Annotated in this window: 12 protein-coding genes; 8 read left to right on the top strand and 4 right to left on the bottom strand. The window is 68.0% G+C overall.

Going from position 1 to position 16,352, the window contains the following annotated elements:
* The first annotated feature begins 75 nt into the window (after positions 1-75).
* Positions 76-2,967 carry an aminomethyl-transferring glycine dehydrogenase gene (gene gcvP / locus AC56LU_RS00575; protein WP_497173645.1) on the top strand — a complete coding sequence of 964 codons (2,892 nt, stop codon included), beginning with the start codon at positions 76-78 and terminating at the stop codon, positions 2,965-2,967.
* A 21-nt stretch (positions 2,968-2,988) separates the two neighbouring features.
* Here the strand turns inward: gcvP and AC56LU_RS00570 are convergent, their stop codons facing one another.
* A complete protein-coding gene (locus tag AC56LU_RS00570; protein WP_497173644.1) occupies positions 2,989-4,716 on the bottom strand; it encodes a methyl-accepting chemotaxis protein in 1,728 nt (575 codons plus the stop codon).
* A 226-nt stretch (positions 4,717-4,942) separates the two neighbouring features.
* Here AC56LU_RS00570 and AC56LU_RS00565 point away from each other — a divergent pair, with 226 nt between their 5' ends.
* Positions 4,943-5,641, top strand: coding sequence for an outer membrane beta-barrel protein (locus AC56LU_RS00565; protein ID WP_497173643.1), 699 nt, complete (start codon positions 4,943-4,945; stop codon positions 5,639-5,641).
* A gap of 45 nt (positions 5,642-5,686) precedes the next feature.
* On the opposite strand, the gene AC56LU_RS00560 is transcribed toward AC56LU_RS00565, so the two are convergent.
* Positions 5,687-7,351 (bottom strand): peptide chain release factor 3, encoded by a 1,665-nt coding sequence (locus AC56LU_RS00560; protein ID WP_497173642.1) that lies wholly within the window; start codon positions 7,349-7,351, stop codon positions 5,687-5,689.
* Between the two features lie 163 nt (positions 7,352-7,514).
* Here AC56LU_RS00560 and AC56LU_RS00555 point away from each other — a divergent pair, with 163 nt between their 5' ends.
* From AC56LU_RS00555 to AC56LU_RS00530, 6 genes are read left to right on the top strand one after another with little or no spacing between them, the layout of a single operon-like run.
* Positions 7,515-7,916 (top strand): type IV pilin protein, encoded by a 402-nt coding sequence (locus AC56LU_RS00555; protein ID WP_497173641.1) that lies wholly within the window; start codon positions 7,515-7,517, stop codon positions 7,914-7,916.
* Positions 7,910-8,383: a GspH/FimT family pseudopilin gene (locus tag AC56LU_RS00550; protein ID WP_497173640.1), complete on the top strand. Its 474-nt coding sequence runs from the start codon at positions 7,910-7,912 to the stop codon at positions 8,381-8,383. Before AC56LU_RS00555 ends, AC56LU_RS00550 begins: the two co-directional genes overlap by 7 nt.
* A 5-nt stretch (positions 8,384-8,388) precedes the next feature.
* Positions 8,389-8,976, top strand: coding sequence for a type IV pilus modification protein PilV (pilV, locus tag AC56LU_RS00545; protein WP_497173639.1), 588 nt, complete (start codon positions 8,389-8,391; stop codon positions 8,974-8,976).
* A 20-nt stretch (positions 8,977-8,996) separates the two neighbouring features.
* On the top strand, positions 8,997-10,085 hold the full coding sequence (locus tag AC56LU_RS00540) for a PilW family protein (protein ID WP_497173638.1): 1,089 nt from the start codon (positions 8,997-8,999) through the stop codon (positions 10,083-10,085).
* Positions 10,082-10,669, top strand: a complete 588-nt coding sequence (locus AC56LU_RS00535; protein WP_497173637.1) for a pilus assembly PilX family protein — start codon at positions 10,082-10,084, stop codon at positions 10,667-10,669. The genes AC56LU_RS00540 and AC56LU_RS00535 overlap by 4 nt, the downstream gene beginning before the upstream one ends.
* Before the next feature lie 16 nt (positions 10,670-10,685).
* Entirely contained in the window at positions 10,686-14,051 is a 3,366-nt protein-coding gene (locus tag AC56LU_RS00530) for a pilus assembly protein (protein WP_497173636.1), read from the top strand.
* Here AC56LU_RS00530 and AC56LU_RS00525 read toward each other — a convergent pair.
* Positions 14,030-15,415 carry a sensor histidine kinase gene (locus AC56LU_RS00525; protein WP_497173635.1) on the bottom strand — a complete coding sequence of 462 codons (1,386 nt, stop codon included), beginning with the start codon at positions 15,413-15,415 and terminating at the stop codon, positions 14,030-14,032. The two genes, AC56LU_RS00530 and AC56LU_RS00525, sit on opposite strands and share 22 nt — an antisense overlap.
* A 37-nt stretch (positions 15,416-15,452) precedes the next feature.
* Complete coding sequence (locus AC56LU_RS00520; protein ID WP_497173634.1) at positions 15,453-16,148, bottom strand: response regulator transcription factor; 696 nt, start codon at positions 16,146-16,148, stop codon at positions 15,453-15,455.
* Positions 16,149-16,352 lie beyond the last annotated feature (204 nt).

The raw sequence follows: 16,352 nt of genomic DNA, 5'->3' as shown, positions 1-16,352 counted from the left end.
CGTAGGGTGGGCGGCTTCGCCGCCGACCCTACAACTGCAGTACTTCTCTTCTAGCTCCTTCTCTTGGCCATTACCATGACCCGCTCCAGCCTCACCCAACTCGAAGCACGCGATTCCTTCATCCCGCGCCACATCGGTCCATCCGACTCGGAACAGGCAGCCATGCTGTCGACCCTGGGCTACGCCACCCGCGAAGCCCTGATCGACGCGGTCGTGCCCGCGAACATCCGCCGCAAGGACACGATGGACCTGGGCCAGTTCGTCGAACCGCGCAGCGAAGAGCAGGCGCTTGCAACCCTGCGTGCGCTGGCGTCGAAGAACAAGGTCATGAAATCGATGATCGGCCAGGGCTACTACGGCACCCACACCCCGAAGGTCATCCTGCGCAACATCTTCGAGAACCCGGCCTGGTACACCGCCTACACCCCGTACCAGCCGGAGATCTCGCAGGGCCGCCTGGAAGCGATCCTGAACTTCCAGCAGATGATCACCGACCTCACCGGCATGGGCATCGCCAACTCGTCGATGCTGGACGAAGGCACCGCCGCCGCCGAAGCCATGACGCTGCTGCAGCGCGTCGGCAAATCGTCCTCGAAAGTGTTCTACGTGGCCGACGACGTGCTGCCGCAGACCCTGGAAGTGGTGCGCACCCGCGCCGAGCCGATCGGCGTCGAAGTGCGCGTGATCGCAGCGAGCGAGATCGAGAAACTGGAAGAGAGCTGCTTCGGCGTGCTGCTGCAGTACCCGGGCGTGAACGGCGAAGTGCGCGACTACCGCGCCGCTTGCGAGCACCTGCACGCCGCCGGCGCCATGGTCGTCGTCGCTGCCGACCTCCTGGCCCTGACCATGCTGGCCGCGCCGGGCGACTGGGGCGCCGACGTGGTCGTCGGCAACAGCCAGCGCTTCGGCGTGCCGCTCGGTTTCGGCGGCCCGCACGCCGGCTACCTGGCCACCCGCGACGAATACAAGCGCAGCATGGCCGGCCGCCTGGTCGGCGTCACCGTCGACGCCCAGGGCAACCAGGCCTACCGCCTGGCGCTACAAACCCGCGAACAGCATATCCGCCGCGAAAAAGCGACCTCGAACATCTGTACCGCCCAGGTGCTGCTGGCCGTGATGGCCGGCATGTACGCGGTCTACCACGGCCCCGACGGCCTGAAGCGCATTGCCCAGCGCGTGCACCGCCAGACCGCGATCCTGGCGCGCGGCCTGCAGCAGCTCGGCCTCGAGGTGCTGAATACCACCTATTTCGACACCCTGACGGTCAAGGGCGACGCCGCCGCGCTGCACGCAGCCGCCGACGCCGCCGGCATCAACCTGCGCCGCATCGACGACGGCCACGTCGGCGTGTCGCTGGACGAAACCACCACCCGCGACGACCTGGCGGCGCTGTTCTCGGTCTTCGCAGGTGGTGAAGAAGCGGGCAAGGCCGTCGATATCGACGGCCTGGACGAAGACGTGGCCGACGCCTACCCGGCGGAACTGGCCCGTACCAGCGCCTACCTGACCCACCCGACCTTCCACCGCTACCACGCCGAGCACGAGATGCTGCGTTACCTGCGCTCGCTGGCCGACAAGGACCTGGCGCTGGACCGCACCATGATCCCGCTGGGTTCGTGCACCATGAAGCTGAACGCGACCTCGGAGATGATCCCGGTCACCTGGCCGGAATTCTCGAGCATCCACCCGTTCGCACCGGAAAGCCAGACCGTCGGCTACCGCGAGATGATCGACCAGCTGGAAGCCATGCTGTGCGCCGCCACCGGTTACGCCGCGATCTCGCTGCAGCCGAACGCGGGCTCGCAGGGTGAATATGCCGGCCTGCTGGTCATCCAGAAATACCACGAGTCGCGGGGCGAAGGCCACCGCAACATCTGCCTGATCCCGTCGTCGGCGCACGGCACCAACCCGGCATCGGCCAGCATGGTCGGCATGAAGGTGGTGGTCACCGCCTGCGACGAGAACGGCAACGTCGATCTCGGCGACCTGAAGGCCAAGGCCGAGCAGTACAGCAAGGACCTGGCCTGCGTCATGGTTACCTATCCGTCGACCCACGGCGTGTTCGAAGAGGGCATCAAGGAACTGTGCGAGATCGTGCACGCGCACGGCGGCCAGGTCTACGTGGACGGCGCCAACATGAACGCAATGGTCGGCGTGGCCGCACCGGGCGCCTTCGGCGGCGACGTCAGCCACCTGAACCTGCACAAGACCTTCTGCATCCCGCACGGCGGCGGCGGTCCGGGCGTCGGCCCGATCGGCGTGGGCGCCCACCTGGCGCCATTCCTGCCGAACCAGCTGTCGACCGGCTATGTGCGCAACGAACAAGGCATCGGCGCGGTCAGCGCCGCGGCCTACGGCTCGGCCTCGATCCTGCCGATCTCGTGGATGTACATCGCGATGATGGGCGCCGAGGGCCTGACCGCGGCGACAGAAGTGGCGATCCTGAACGCCAACTACATCGCACGCCGCCTGGCGCCGCACTACCCGGTGCTGTACACCGGCCATGACGGCCTGGTCGCGCACGAGTGCATCATCGACCTGCGCCCGCTGCAGGACAAGACCGGCATCTCGAACGAAGACGTGGCCAAGCGCCTGATGGACTTCGGCTTCCACGCCCCGACCATGAGCTTCCCGGTGCCGGGCACCCTGATGATCGAGCCGACCGAATCGGAATCGAAAGCCGAGCTGGATCGCTTCATCGAAGCCATGATCACCATCCACGCCGAGATCGTGAAGGTCGAGCGCGGCGAGTACGACAAGATGGACAACCCGCTCAAGGGCGCCCCGCACACTGCCGACGTGGTGACCGCCGACGACTGGCAGCATACTTACTCGCGTGAAGTGGCGGCCTTCCCGGTTGCCTCGCTGCGCAAGAAGAAGTACTGGCCGCCGGTCGGCCGCGCGGACAACGTCTACGGCGACCGTAACCTGTTCTGTGGTTGCGCGCCGATCAGCGATTACGAATGATCGCGTGACGCGTTGAAATGGCTACTTGCGGCTCGATGCGAGCCGCAAGTGCGAGCGCTCGTGACGGCGGCGTTCCCTGGGCAGGTCCCGGGAAACGCCGCTTTCCATTTGGGGCGGCGCGCTGCGCTTGTCCTGCAGCTCGGGCTGCGGCGCCGGCGCCGCTTGATCGTTCGGTTCGCCCAGGCGGAATGCGGCCACCGTGCGCGACAGCGCCAGCGCCTGCATCTGCAGGCTGCGCGCCGCCGCCGCGGCTTCCTCGACCAGCACGCAGTTGTGCTGGGTCACCTCGTCCATCCGCACGATCGCCTGGTTGACTTCGGCCAGGCTGCCGGCCTGGCCGGCGCTGGCGCTGCCGATGCGGCCGACCACGTCTTCCATCTCGCGTGTCGCGCCGGCGGCGTCGCCGATGCTGGCGCCCGCCTCCAACGCCCATGCCGCGCAGCCTTCGATTTCGTCGACCGAGCGCGCCGCCAGTTCGCGCATTTCGCGCGCCGCGCCGGCCGCGCGCTGGGCCAGCGCCCTCACCTCTCCCGCAGCATCGGCAAAGTACGCAACGTGCGCGTCATCCTCGGCATCGGCCTGCGCCCCCCTGCGCGCCGATGCCAGGGCGGCATTCAGCGCCAGCGTGCCGGCTTCGCTGGCGAGAGCGTCGATCGCGCCCGCGACTTCGGCCGCGCGGGCGGCGCCCTCCCTCACCCTGGCCATGGTCGCCGCCATGCGTTCCACGGTCTGGCCGCCCTCGCGCACCCGCTGCGAAGCCGACTGCGCCAGCCGGTTGGCGGCCAGCGCATTGGTCGCCGTGACGGTGACGGTTTCGGCCAGCTGCTGCATGCTGGCGGCCGTGTCTTCCAGCGAGCGGCTGCGGAACACGGCGCGCCCCTGCATGCTCAGGTTGCCGAGCGAGATGTCGCGCGAGGCGCTGCCGATCGTGCGCGCCGATTCCAGCACCGTGCGCAGGGTGCCGTTCAGGTTGCGAATGCCGGCGTCGAGCGCGCGCGAGGTTTCGCCGATCTCGTCGTCCCCGTACACTCGCTCGCCCACCGTCAGGTCGCCGCTGGCCAGTCCCAGCGCGGCGGCGCCGATGCCGCGGATCTCCGCCAGCAGCACGCGCCGCACCGCCATCGTGATCGCCAGCGAGACCCCCACCGCCAGCAGCACCACCAGGGGCATCAGGCCGGCCGTGATGCGGAAGTCGGCGGCGGCCCCGTTGGAGGCCTGTTCGGACATGTCGCGCTCGAGCCTGGACAGCATGCCCATGCGCTGCACCAGCACCGCGAACGCCGCCTCGGGCTTGATCATGGCGTTGGCGCCGATGGTCTGGTCGGCGTGCGCCAGCTCGACCACTTCGCGCGCCGCCAACACATACAGTCGGTGCGCCTGGGCCGCCTGCTCGGCATGGCGCCGCTCCAGGCTGTCCGCCGGCGTGCGCACGGCGAGTTCGCCGAAGGCCCGTTCGATCGCGCCGTGCTGGCGGTGGATATCGCCAATGAGCTGGTCGATGCGCGGGCGCGAGAAGCTGCTTCCTAACCAGGTGAGCAATTTGTAGGTGTCGGCGTGCACGCGCTGCGCCTGGCCCACCAGCTCGGTGGCGCTGCGCATCTGGACCGCGCGCGGCCCGACGATGGCCTGCAGCGACAGGTGCTGGCGCACCATCGCATAGTAGGCGCCACTCGAGAGCAGCACCAGCAGCAGCAGGACGACGCCGGGTGCCAGCAGCAGCTTGGGACCAATCCTCAGTCGCGACAGCATGATGCCTCCCAATGATTGACGCGCGTATTTCCTAAACGCATTCAAAGAATCTACGCGCATCAATATCGGGGCGGCTTGCGGTCAATCAGATCGCTCCCCATCTTCGTGGTCGAACCAACAGTGATATGCATGACGAAACAATCACTTACCAATTTGATATAGTTGCTTCGGTAGGGAGCGGTATCCTTCCGTTCGACCCGATCAACCACGTCTCGAAGAGGATCGCATGAACGCCAAGGGCTTCGTTTTTGCCGCCGTACTCCTTGCCATCGGCAGCGCGCAGGCGCAACCCGCCGACCTGCCGCCGCCGCGTCTCGCAGCCGAGCCGGCCGGACGCTTCGGGCCGCTGGCCGCAGGGTTCAAGCGCTACTCGCCGCTTTACGGAGGCAACGAAGCCGCCAATCCCAACGACCGCCTGTTCAAGGCCCAGGGCTTCCGTACCGATCCCCGGCTGGTGCTCGGCTATGCGTTCAACGAGTACCTGGCGGTGGAGACCGGCTATTCGCATCTGCGCGACCGGGGCTTCCACAAGGCCAACCTCTACGATCCCAGGGAGGCCGCCATCGACGCCGCCGTGGGAGCGGGCGTGCTCGGCGCCAAGAGCTATACCACCTATCTTGCCGCCAAGATCACCGTGCCGGTCAACGACCGCTTGACCGCCTACGGCAAGCTCGGCGTTGCCCAGAGCGTGGTGACGAAAGATGGATTCGTGACGCCGGAGATGGCGCAAGCCCATGCCGACGGCAAGTCCACCGGCTTCGGGAGCCAGACCGGCACCGGCGCGTATGGCGCGCTCGGCGCGAAGTACAAGCTGAACGACAAGGCCACGCTCAAGGGCGAAGTCATCATGAACGGCAGCGCCGACAAGTTCCGCAGCAATTCCAACGCCACCGGCGTGAGGGGGAGTGTCGGGTTCGGATTTTGATGGAACTCAGGGCGCGCCGGCAGGCTGCCGGCGCGCCCGTGGACCTCAGGCCAGCTTGGCCGCGTGCTCGCGGGTCGCGTGGAAGGTGAGCTTGGGCCAGCGTTCCTGGGTCAGGCGCAGGTTGACGCCCGAGGTGGCAAGGAAGGCCAGGTTGCCGGCCGCGTCATAGGCGACCTGGTGGCCGAGCTGGTTCTCGAAGTCGCCCAGCGACTTCTTGTCGTCGCTCGACACCCAGCGCGCGCTGCTGATGCTGCTGCTCTCGAACACCGCATCCACGCCGTATTCGTTCAGCAGGCGGCTCGCCACGACCTCGAACTGCAGCACGCCGACCGCGCCCAGGATCAAGTCCGAACCCAGCACCGGCTTGAACACCTGCACCGCGCCTTCTTCGCCCAGCTGCTGCAGGCCCTTGTGGAGCTGTTTCACTTTCAGCGGATTGCGGATGCGCACCGTGCGGAACAGGTCCGGCGCGAAGTACGGGATGCCGGTAAAGGTCAGCAGCTCGCCTTCCGAAAAGCTGTCGCCGATCTGCATGTTGCCGTGGTTCGGCAGGCCGATGATGTCGCCGGCGTAGGCTTCTTCGACCTGTTCGCGGCTCGAGGCCATGAAGGTCACGACTGACGACAATTTCACTTCGCGGCCCAGCCGCAGATGCTTGACCTTCATGCCCTTCTCGAAGCGGCCCGAGCACACGCGCAGGAAGGCGATGCGGTCGCGGTGGGCCGGGTCCATATTGGCCTGGATCTTGAAGACGAAGCCCGAGAACTTCGGCTCTTCCGGCTTGACGTCGCGCACGGTGGCGTCGCGTTCGCGTGGCGCCGGCGCCCAGTCGACCAGCGCGGACAAAATCTCGCGCACGCCGAAGTTGTTGATCGCCGAGCCGAAGAATACCGGGGTCTGCACGCCCGACAGGAAGCGCTCGATGTCGAACACGTGCGAGGCGCCGTGCACCAGCTCCACTTCCATCTTGAGCTGCTCGATCTCGAGCGGGAACATCTCGGCCAGCTTCGGGTTGTCGATGCCCTTGACGATCTCGAAGGCGCCGTCGGCCTTTTCCTCGCCGGCCTTGAACAGCATGATCTCGTCCTTCAGCAGGTGGTACACGCCGCGGAAGTTCTTGCCCATGCCGATGGGCCAGGTCACCGGCGCGCACTCGATCTTCAGCACCGACTCGACTTCGTCCAGCAGCTCCAGCGGATCGCGGGTTTCGCGGTCCATCTTGTTCATGAAGGTGACGATCGGGGTGTCGCGCATGCGGCAGACGTCGAGCAGCTTGATGGTCTGCTCTTCCACGCCCTTGGCCGCGTCGATCACCATCAGCGCCGAGTCGACCGCGGTCAGCACGCGGTAGGTGTCTTCCGAGAAGTCCTGGTGGCCCGGGGTGTCGAGCAGGTTGATGACGTGGTCGCGGAACTCGAACTGCATCACCGACGACGCGACCGAGATGCCGCGCTGCTTTTCGATGTCCATCCAGTCCGAGGTCGCGTGGCGGCCGCTCTTGCGGCCCTTGACGGTGCCGGCCAGCTGGATCGCGCCCGAGAACAGCAGCAGCTTTTCGGTCAAGGTCGTTTTACCGGCGTCCGGGTGGGAAATGATGCCGAAGGTGCGGCGGCGCGCCACTTCGCGGGCGATCAGGGCGGCCGGCTTGCCTGCTTCTGGTGAAATTTCCGGGGCGTCGTCGGCGCCGGGTGCTGCGGTATCGGTGGACATGGTCTCGGCCAATCAGGATTCTGCAAAACCCGCGATTTTACCGGGTACGCAGCGCCTTGTGTGGACGGCGCGCATCGCTCCGCGGTGGAAGTCAGTTTTCTGTCAGCAATTTGACAGCTTGAGTGTTTATACTGGGCAACATTTACAGTTCCGTGAGGAAACAATGATTGCCCCAAGCTCCCAGCGCCAGCGCGGTTTCACCCTGATCGAGCTCATGGTGGCCGTGGCCATCATCGGCATCCTCGCGGCCATTGCCCTGCCCTCGTACAGCCAGTATGTCGTGCGCAGCAACCGTGCCGCGGCCCAGTCCTACCTGATGGAGCTGAGCCAGGCCCAGGCCCAGTTCATGGCCGATACCCGCAGCTACGCCGCCAGCGTCACCGACCTGAGCCTGCCGCCCCCAGGCGCGGTGAGCGCCAAGTACCAGGTCGCCATCACCGTGCTGCCGGGCCCGCCGCAGACCTACACCATCACCGCCACCCCGATCACGGGCTCGACCCAGGCCCAGGATGGCGCCCTGAGCATCGACCAGGCCGGCACCCGCACGCCGGATGGCAAATGGTAAAGCCACCGGCGGGCGTGCAGGGGCAGCGCGGCTTCACGCTGCCCGAACTGATGACGGTGCTCGTCATCATGGCCGTGCTGGGCGCGATCGCGGCGCCCGCCTACGGCAACTGGGTCGCCGCCATGCGCGCGCGCGCTGCCTCCACCGACCTGCATACCGCCTTGAGCGTGGCGCGCAGCGAAGCGATCAAGCGCAACGCCGAAGTCACACTGGCGCCCGCCGCCGGCGGCTGGCTGGCCGGCTGGAGCATCGCCGCACCGGGCAACGCCAGCCGGCTGCTGCACAGCCACCCGGCGGTGGCAGTGGCCAGCATCGACGGCCCCGAGGTCGTCACTTACCTGGCCAATGGCCGCATCAAGGGAAGCACGTTGCCGGCGTTCGAGATCGCCGCCAAGGCGGACGGCGAGCTGCGCTGCGTCGCGGTCGACCTGTCCGGACGCCCGAACCAGACCCAGGCTGCCTGCTGATCGCCATGAATCCAATGCTCTCATTTCCGTCCCGCGCCCGTGCCCGCGGCGTCAGCCTGGTCGAAGTCCTGATCACGATGGTCGTGCTGGCCATCGGCCTGCTCGGCCTGGCGGCCTTCCAGGCCAAGGCCCATGTCGGCACCATCGAGTCCTACCAGCGCGCCCAGGCCGCGGTGCTGCTGCAGGACATGCAGTCGCGCCTGACCGGCAACAGCGCCATGGCCGGCGATTACGTCACGACGACGCCGCTCGGCACCGGCAGCACCGTGGGCGCGGACTGCGCGGCCGCCGCCGCCGGCCATGCGCGCGACCTGTGCGAGTGGAGCGCGGCCCTGACCGGCGCGGCCGAACGGCGCGGCACCACCAACGCCGGCGCCATGCAGGACGCGCGCGGCTGCATCGAACAGGTGCGCGCCATGAACGACGCTCCCGGCGTGTGCACGCCCGCCGTCTATCTGATTACCGTGGCCTGGCAAGGCATGCATCCGACCAAGGCCCCGGCCCAGGCTTGCGGCCGCGACCAGTACGGTGCGGACACCCACCGCCGCACGGTGTCGGCGCGCGTGGCCATCGGCCTGCCGGGCTGCTCTTGAACCCGGCACTGGAGACCGCCATGCGCCCCATTCCTTCCCTGCGCCCCATCCCTTCCCTTTACCGCGCCCGCGGCTTCTCGCTGGCCGAGCTGATGATCGCATCGGGCATCGGCCTGGCCATCCTCGCCGCCCTGTCCACGATGTTCGTGAAGAATACCCGCGCCCAGCAGGAAATCGAGCAATCCCACCGCCAGGTCGAGAACGGCCGCTTCGCGATCGACGTGCTGGGCGTGGACCTGCGCAATGCCGGCTACTACGCCGAGTTCGACCCCACCGTACTGGCCAGCCCGGCCGCCCTGCCGGCCGTGTGCGCCGGCAGCCTCGACGAAGTGAAATCCGGCCTGGTGCTGGCGGTGCAGGGGTTGGACGACGGCGCCACCCTGCCCGCCTGCCTGAGCGACGTGCGCCAGGGCACCGACGTGCTGGTGGTGCGCCGTACCGCCACCTGCGTCGCCGGGGTGGGCAGCTGCGCGCCCTTGTCCAGCGGCGGGCCCTTCTTCCAGGCTTCGCTGTGCAACAACGCCACCGAACTCGATTCGCCCAACATGACCGACTTCTATGCGCTCAGCCTGTCGACCGCCAACCTGAACCGGCACCAGCGCGACTGCAGCCCGACGGCCGGCAGCGGCACCCTGGCAGAGGTGCGCCGTTACCTGACCCATGTCTATTACGTCGCCAATAACAACCGCGCCGGCGACGGCATTCCGACCCTCAAGCGCCTCGAGCTGGGCAGCACCGGCACGGCGCCGACCTGGAGCACCGTCGTGCCGCTGGCCGAGGGTATCGAGAACCTGCAGGTAGAGTACGGCCTGGACCTGGCCGCGGACGGCGTTGCCGATGTCATCGCGGCCAACCCGGCTACGGCCGACGCCTGCACCGCCGCGGCCTGCGCGGTCGCCAACTGGCGCAGCGCGGTCGCGGTGCGCCTGCATGTCCTGGCGCGCAATACCAAGGCCTCGCCGGGCTACGTCGACCGCAAGAGCTACACGTTAGGGCGCGACGCCGACGGCGAACCACACACCATCGCCGCCGCCAACGACGCCTACAAGCGCCACGTGTTCCAGACCCAGGTGGCGCTGCCCAACCCGGCCGGAAGGAGATTGCCATGAGCGCTGCCATGACCATGCGCATCCGCCGCCAGCGCGGCGTCACCCTGATCACCGCCCTGGTCATGCTGGTGCTGCTGACCCTGATCGCCCTGACCACCTTCAATGTCGGCAAGTCGAACCTGCAAATCGTCAGCAACATGCAGCAGCGCGACGAGGCGGCGGCGGCGGCCCGCGAAGTCATCGAGGAGACGATCAGCAATACCCGCTTCACCTCCACGCCCGACCAGGTGCTGACCAATCCCTGCGGCGGCGCCGCCAACCAGCGCTGCGTCGATACCAACGGCGACGGCACCGACGACGTGCGCGTGAAGATCGCGCCGGCGCCGGAATGCGTGAAGGCGCCGGTCATCAAGAACACCGCGCTCGACCTGGCCAAGGTCGAAGACCAGGTGTGCAGCATGGGCAGTTCGCAGAGCTTCGGCGTGGCCGGCGCGGTCGACGGCAACTCGGCCTGCGCCGACAGCATCTGGGAAATCCATGCCGAAGCCACCGACATCGAAACCGAAGCCAGGGTCGAAGTCACCCAGGGCGTGGGCGTGCGCGTTGCGCGCGACGACGTCACCAATCATTGTCCGACCACCTGACCGGAGGATTCTCACCATGTTCCGCTTCCCGACCCTCCGCGCTGCTCCTCACCCTGCTTTCCACCGCACCGCAGCCCTGCGCCTGGCCTGCGGCCTGGCGGGCGCCCTCGCCCTGCTGTCGCTGCCGGCCGGCGCCGACGACATCGACATCTTCACCGGCGCCTCGGCCGGCGCCAACATCAATCCGCGCATCCTGATCGTCCTCGACAACACCTCGAACTGGGCGCGCCAGAACCAGAAGTGGCCGGGCGGCGCGTCGCAGGGCCAGTCGGAAGCGAACGCGATCAAGCGCGTGCTGGCCGAACTCGATGGCTCGGTGAGCCTGGGCCTGATGGAATTCGTCACCGGCGGCAATGCCAACGACGACGGCGGCTTCATCCGCTATGCGATCCGCCCGATGAACGCCGATAACAAGACAGCCTTCAGTACCCAGCTGACGACGATCTACAACAACATCAACAGCCCGGACGAGAAGCGCAACTCGAATACCCCGTACGGCAACCTGATGTACGACGTGTACAACTACTTCGCGGGCGAAAGCGCCTACTCTCCGTCGGCGGTCATCGCGAGCAAGGCCGACAGCGGCGGCTACACCACCACCTACTCGCGCTTCAAGTCGCCCCTGACCGCCGACAACCTGTGCGGCAAGACCTTCGTCATCTTCATCGGCAATCCGAACTCCAGCGGCCCGTCCTCGGACAGCTCGGCCAACAGCGCACGCCTGGCCGCCCTCAATGGCGCACCCGTGACCCAGCTCGGCCTGCCGAACTTCAGCACCCAGACCGTCGTCACCCCGACCACGATCGGCACCACCAGCGCCTGCTACGGCAATGCCACCGCCGCGGCGGCGGGCCTGGCGGCCTTCAGCGGCACCTGCGCCGGCTACACCGACGGCTGCAAGATCGGTAACGCCGTCCCCAGTCCCGTCGGCGTCTGCACCGCGCCCAACAGTCAGTACAGCGTGGTCGCGACCGACACCATCATCACCAACCTGCCCACCGGCAGCTTCAGCAGCGACACCGGCCCGCGCAATGCCGACGAATGGGCGCGCCTGCTGTACGGCCGCGGCGTGGCCATGCCGAACAGCACGATTCGCCCGAACGTCACCACCTACACGATCGACGTCTACAACGCCCAGCAGAACGCCGAGCACACCTCGCTGATGCTGAGCATGGCGCGCGCCGGTGGCGGCAAGTACTTCGCCGCCAGGAACGAAGAAGCCATCGTCGACGCACTCAAGGAGATCCTGGTCGAGATCCAGGCGGTCAACACCACCTTCGCCTCCACCAGCCTGCCGGTCAACGCGACCAACCGCTCGCAGAACGAGAACCAGGTGTTCATCGGCATGTTCCGCCCCGACCCCGACGCCAAGCCGCGCTGGTTCGGCAACCTCAAGCGCTACCAGCTGATCGACAACAAGGGCAGCATCGATCTCGGCGACGCCGCCGGCAAGGTGGCGGTGAACCCGGTCACCGGCTTCGTCACGCCCTGCGCAACCAGCTACTGGAGCAGCGACAGCGGCACCTACTGGAGCGGGCTGGGCCTGTCGCCCGACCCGGCCGGCACCTGCAGCACCAGCGCCTTCAACAGGTATTCGGACGCACCCGACGGTCCGTTCGTGGAAAAAGGCGCGGCGGCGCAGATCCTGCGCCAGGGGAATGCGCCGTCCGGCACCACCACCTCGCGCGCCGTCAACCGCAGCGTGCTGACCCATGTGCCCGGCACCGGCCTCACCGCCCTGACCTCCGCCAACAGCGGCATGGACACCAACCTGGTCAAGTTCATCCGCGGCGAGGACACCAACAATGAAGCCGGCGGCGGCGCGGCCAGCACCACGCGGCCCTCGATCCACGGCGACGTGATCCACTCGCGCCCGCTGCCGGTCAACTACGGCGCCGACAAGGGCGGCGTGACTGTGTTCTACGGCGCCAACGACGGCACCCTGCGCGCCCTCAACGCGGCCACCGGCGTGGAGCGCTGGGCGTTCGTGGCGCCCGAATTCTTCCCGCGCCTGTCGCGCCTGAAGAGCAATTCGCCGCTGGTCGCCTATCCCAACATGCCGGAACTGGACCTCGCCCCGACCCGCAAGGACTACTTCTTCGACGGCTCGACCGGCGTCTACCAGGATGCCACCAGCTCGAACGTCTGGATCTACCCGACCATGCGCCGGGGCGGGCGCATGATCTATGCGCTCGATGTCAGCGACGTCGGCAACCCGCGCTTCAAGTGGAAGGTGGGCTGCCCCAACCTGACCAACGACACCGGCTGCACGGCCGGGATGACCGGCATCGGCCAGACCTGGTCGACGCCGAGCGTGGCCTTCATCAAGGGCTACGACGAAGGCCGCAAACCGGTGCTGGTGGTGGGCGGCGGCTACGACAGCTGCGAGGACGGCGACAGCAAGACGCCAAGCTGCGCCAACGCCAAGGGCGGCGTGATCTACATCCTCGACGCCGATACCGGCGCGGTGGTGCGCAGCTTCCCGACCACGCGCCCGGTGGCGGCCGATATCGCGATGGTGGACATGGACAACGACGCCATGCCCGACTACGCCTACGCGGCCGACACCGGCGGCGCCCTGTACCGGGTGGACTTCATGGATGCCAACCGCGTTTCGCGGCTGCATACCGCCTGGACCGGCCGCAAGGTGGCCGCCACCAGCGGCGGCGGGCGCAAGTTCCTGTTCGCGCCCGCCCTGCTGGCGGCGCGCGACAACCGGGCGGCCGCCCAGGACCACGTCTACGTGGCGATCGGCAGCGGCGACCGCGAGCATCCGCTGGCCAGCCAGTATCCGTTCGCCGAGGTCACCAACCGCTTCTATGTCTACAAGGACAGCCTGACGGCCGCGGCGGATGCCGACACCGTCGACCTGGACGCGCTGGAAAACTACAGCACCTCGGCCCGCAATACCTGCTCGAACGCCCCGGTGCTGCCCACCAGCAGCCTGCGCGGCTGGTTCATGGACCTGAACGAGAACGGCCAGGGCGAGCAGATCGTGACCTCGGCGCTGATCGCGGGCGGCATGGTCACCTTCAGCACCAACCGTCCGATCCCGCCGGCCGCCGGCACCTGCTCCACCACGCTCGGCGAAGCGCGCGGTTACTGGGTCAACCTGCTCAATGCCTCCGGCGCGATCGGCGTGAACGGCACCTGCGGCGGCCAGCGCTCCTCGCCCTTCGTGGGCGGCGGCCTGCCCCCGTCGCCGGTGCTGGCCAACGGCGTGCCGATCGACGGCAAGGCCACCACGGTGGTCATCGGCGCGGTGCAGAAGGGTTCGGACGGCGCAGTCGGCGCCAGCGTGCCGATCTCACCGCAGCGCATCCGTCCGGCGATCAGTTCCAAGCGCAAGCGCTCCTACAGCTATACCTCCGGCGCCGACTGAGCCAGCGCCGGTCGAACGGGCGGAAAGCGGACTGCAACCCGGAGTCCACTTCCGCCCGCGCTGTTCCCCAATCCATCCCCGAGTTCTACCTGCGCCCCATGCGCGGCGGCGATCTCGCGCATGATCGCCAGGCCCAGGCCCGAGCCCTGGCTGTGCTGGTCCAGGCGCACGAAACGCTGGAATACCCGGGCCCGCTTTTCCGGCGGGATGCCCGGCCCCGAGTCCTCGACCACGAACTGCACGCCCTCCAGCGTGGGACGGCAATGCACCGTGACCGCACCGTGCGCGGGCGTGTAGCGCAGGGCGTTGTCGACCAGGTTGTCGACCAGGTCGCGCAGCATGTGGTGCTCGCCCGCGATCCGGGCCGGTTCGAGGTTGAAGCCGAGGTCGATGTCCTTGCGCAGCGCCCGTTCGACGAAGGACTGGACCGACTCGGCGACGACGCTTGAAAGGTCGAGCGGCGCAAGCTGCACCCGCCCGAAGTGGTCCGGGCCGGCGCGTTCGAGCGCGAGCAGCTGGTTCGCTTGCCGGATCATGCGTTCATTGGCCTGCAACAGCAGCTCGACGGTGCGGACGGTGTCGGGATCGTCGCGATGGTGGGCGGCCAGCCATTCGAGCTGCAGGCGCAGTCCGGCCAGCGGGGTGCGCAGCTGGTGGGCGACATTGGCGCGGAACTCGTCCTGGGCCCTGGCTCCGGCGGCGATGCGTTCCAGCAGCGCGTTGAAAGCGTTCACCACGGGCGCCAGCTCGCGCGGCATCGCGTCGTCCTCGAGCGGCGCCAGGTCGTGGCTGCCGCGCGCGTCGAGGCGGGCACGCAGGCGCGCCAGCGGAGCCAGGCCGTTACCGACCGAGAACCACACCAGGCCGACCAAGGCCAGGCTGAACAACACCTCGAGCAGCACCAGGGCGCGCACGATGGCCGAGCGGACCCCGTGGCGCTGGCTCAGCGTGCGCGCCACCCCGACCTCGAGCGGACCATCGCTGCCCGCCACCACCAGGCTGGCGACCCGTACCGGCTGCCCGTGCATGCGGTCGTCGCGCACCAGGGCCTCGCCGCTGCGTGGCGGGAAGGCGGGGTCGCCGGCCAGAACCCGGCCGCGCGCGTCGCGCACCACGAACCAGCTGGCGTCCGGCGCGCCCGCCCCCAGCACCCGCGCCGCGCCGGGCAGGTCGAACGCCGCCGGTGTGCCGGCAGCGGGACGCAGGCGCGTGGCCAGGCCGGTGGCGGCATCCAGCAAGCCCTGGTCGAAGGCCAGCTGGGCCGGGGTCCAGGCCAGCAGGTAGGTCAGGCTGGCGGCCAGCAGGTTGAACACGAGGATGGGCGCGACCAGCCATTTCAGCAGGCGCAGGCGGATGCTCGACATGGTGCGGTTCAGGCGGCTTGCATCGCTTGCCTGCCCATCACTGCTCGGCCTCGAGCAGATAGCCGAAGCCGCGAATGGTGCGGATCGCCACCCCGGCGCCGTCGAGTTTCAGGCGCAGGCGCGAGACGTAGACCTCGACCGCGTTGAGGGTCAGGTCGTCACCCCAGGGCGCGATGGCGTCGATGATCTGCTGTTTCGACACCACCCTGCCGGCGTTGTGCAGCAGGTATTCGAGCACGCCCCACTCGCGCGCCGCCAGGTCGAGCACCCGCTCGCCGACGCGGGCGCGGCGGGTGGCGCTGTCGAGGCTGAGCTGGCCGAGGCAGAGCTGGCCGGGATCGGGCTGACCGGGCGGCGCCACGCGCCGCGCCAGCGCCCGGATGCGGGCCACCAGTTCGGCCGTCGCGAAGGGCTTGACCAGGTAGTCGTCGGCGCCGGTTTCCAGGCCGCGCACCCGGTCCTCGATTGCATCGCGGGCGGTCAGCAACAGAACCGGGGTAGTGGCGCCACGGGCGCGCAGGCGGCGCACGACTTCGAAGCCGTCGATGCCGGGCAGGCCGATGTCGAGAACAATTACTTGAAATTGCGTGCCGGACTGGCCGGCCTGCAGCCGGGCATCGGCCGCGAGCCCGTCGCCCACCAGTTCGACCTGCATGTCCTGGGCCTGCAGGGTGCGCAGCAGCCCGTCGGCCAGCACGGCGTCGTCTTCGACCAGCAGCAGGGACAGGGGCATCGTCGGGCCAGGCAAAAGGAAAGCCACATTATGCGCGAAGCAGCCGCAAAATCGTTTCCCTGGCAAAAGAAAAACAGATGACAGAACGGCAATCTGCCTAGTAGGACTGGGCTGACAAAATGGCCTGCGCGAAGACTACACAGGGGCGACTGCCAGTCTTATGTTCGCCAACGGACTATAGCTTTATTGTTCACACATCGCGAT

The sequence above is a fragment of the Telluria sp. PB2R4 genome (assembly GCF_059685695.1).
Note: the sequence above shows the minus strand (reverse complement) of the source record. Positions and strands in the feature narration are given on the sequence as shown.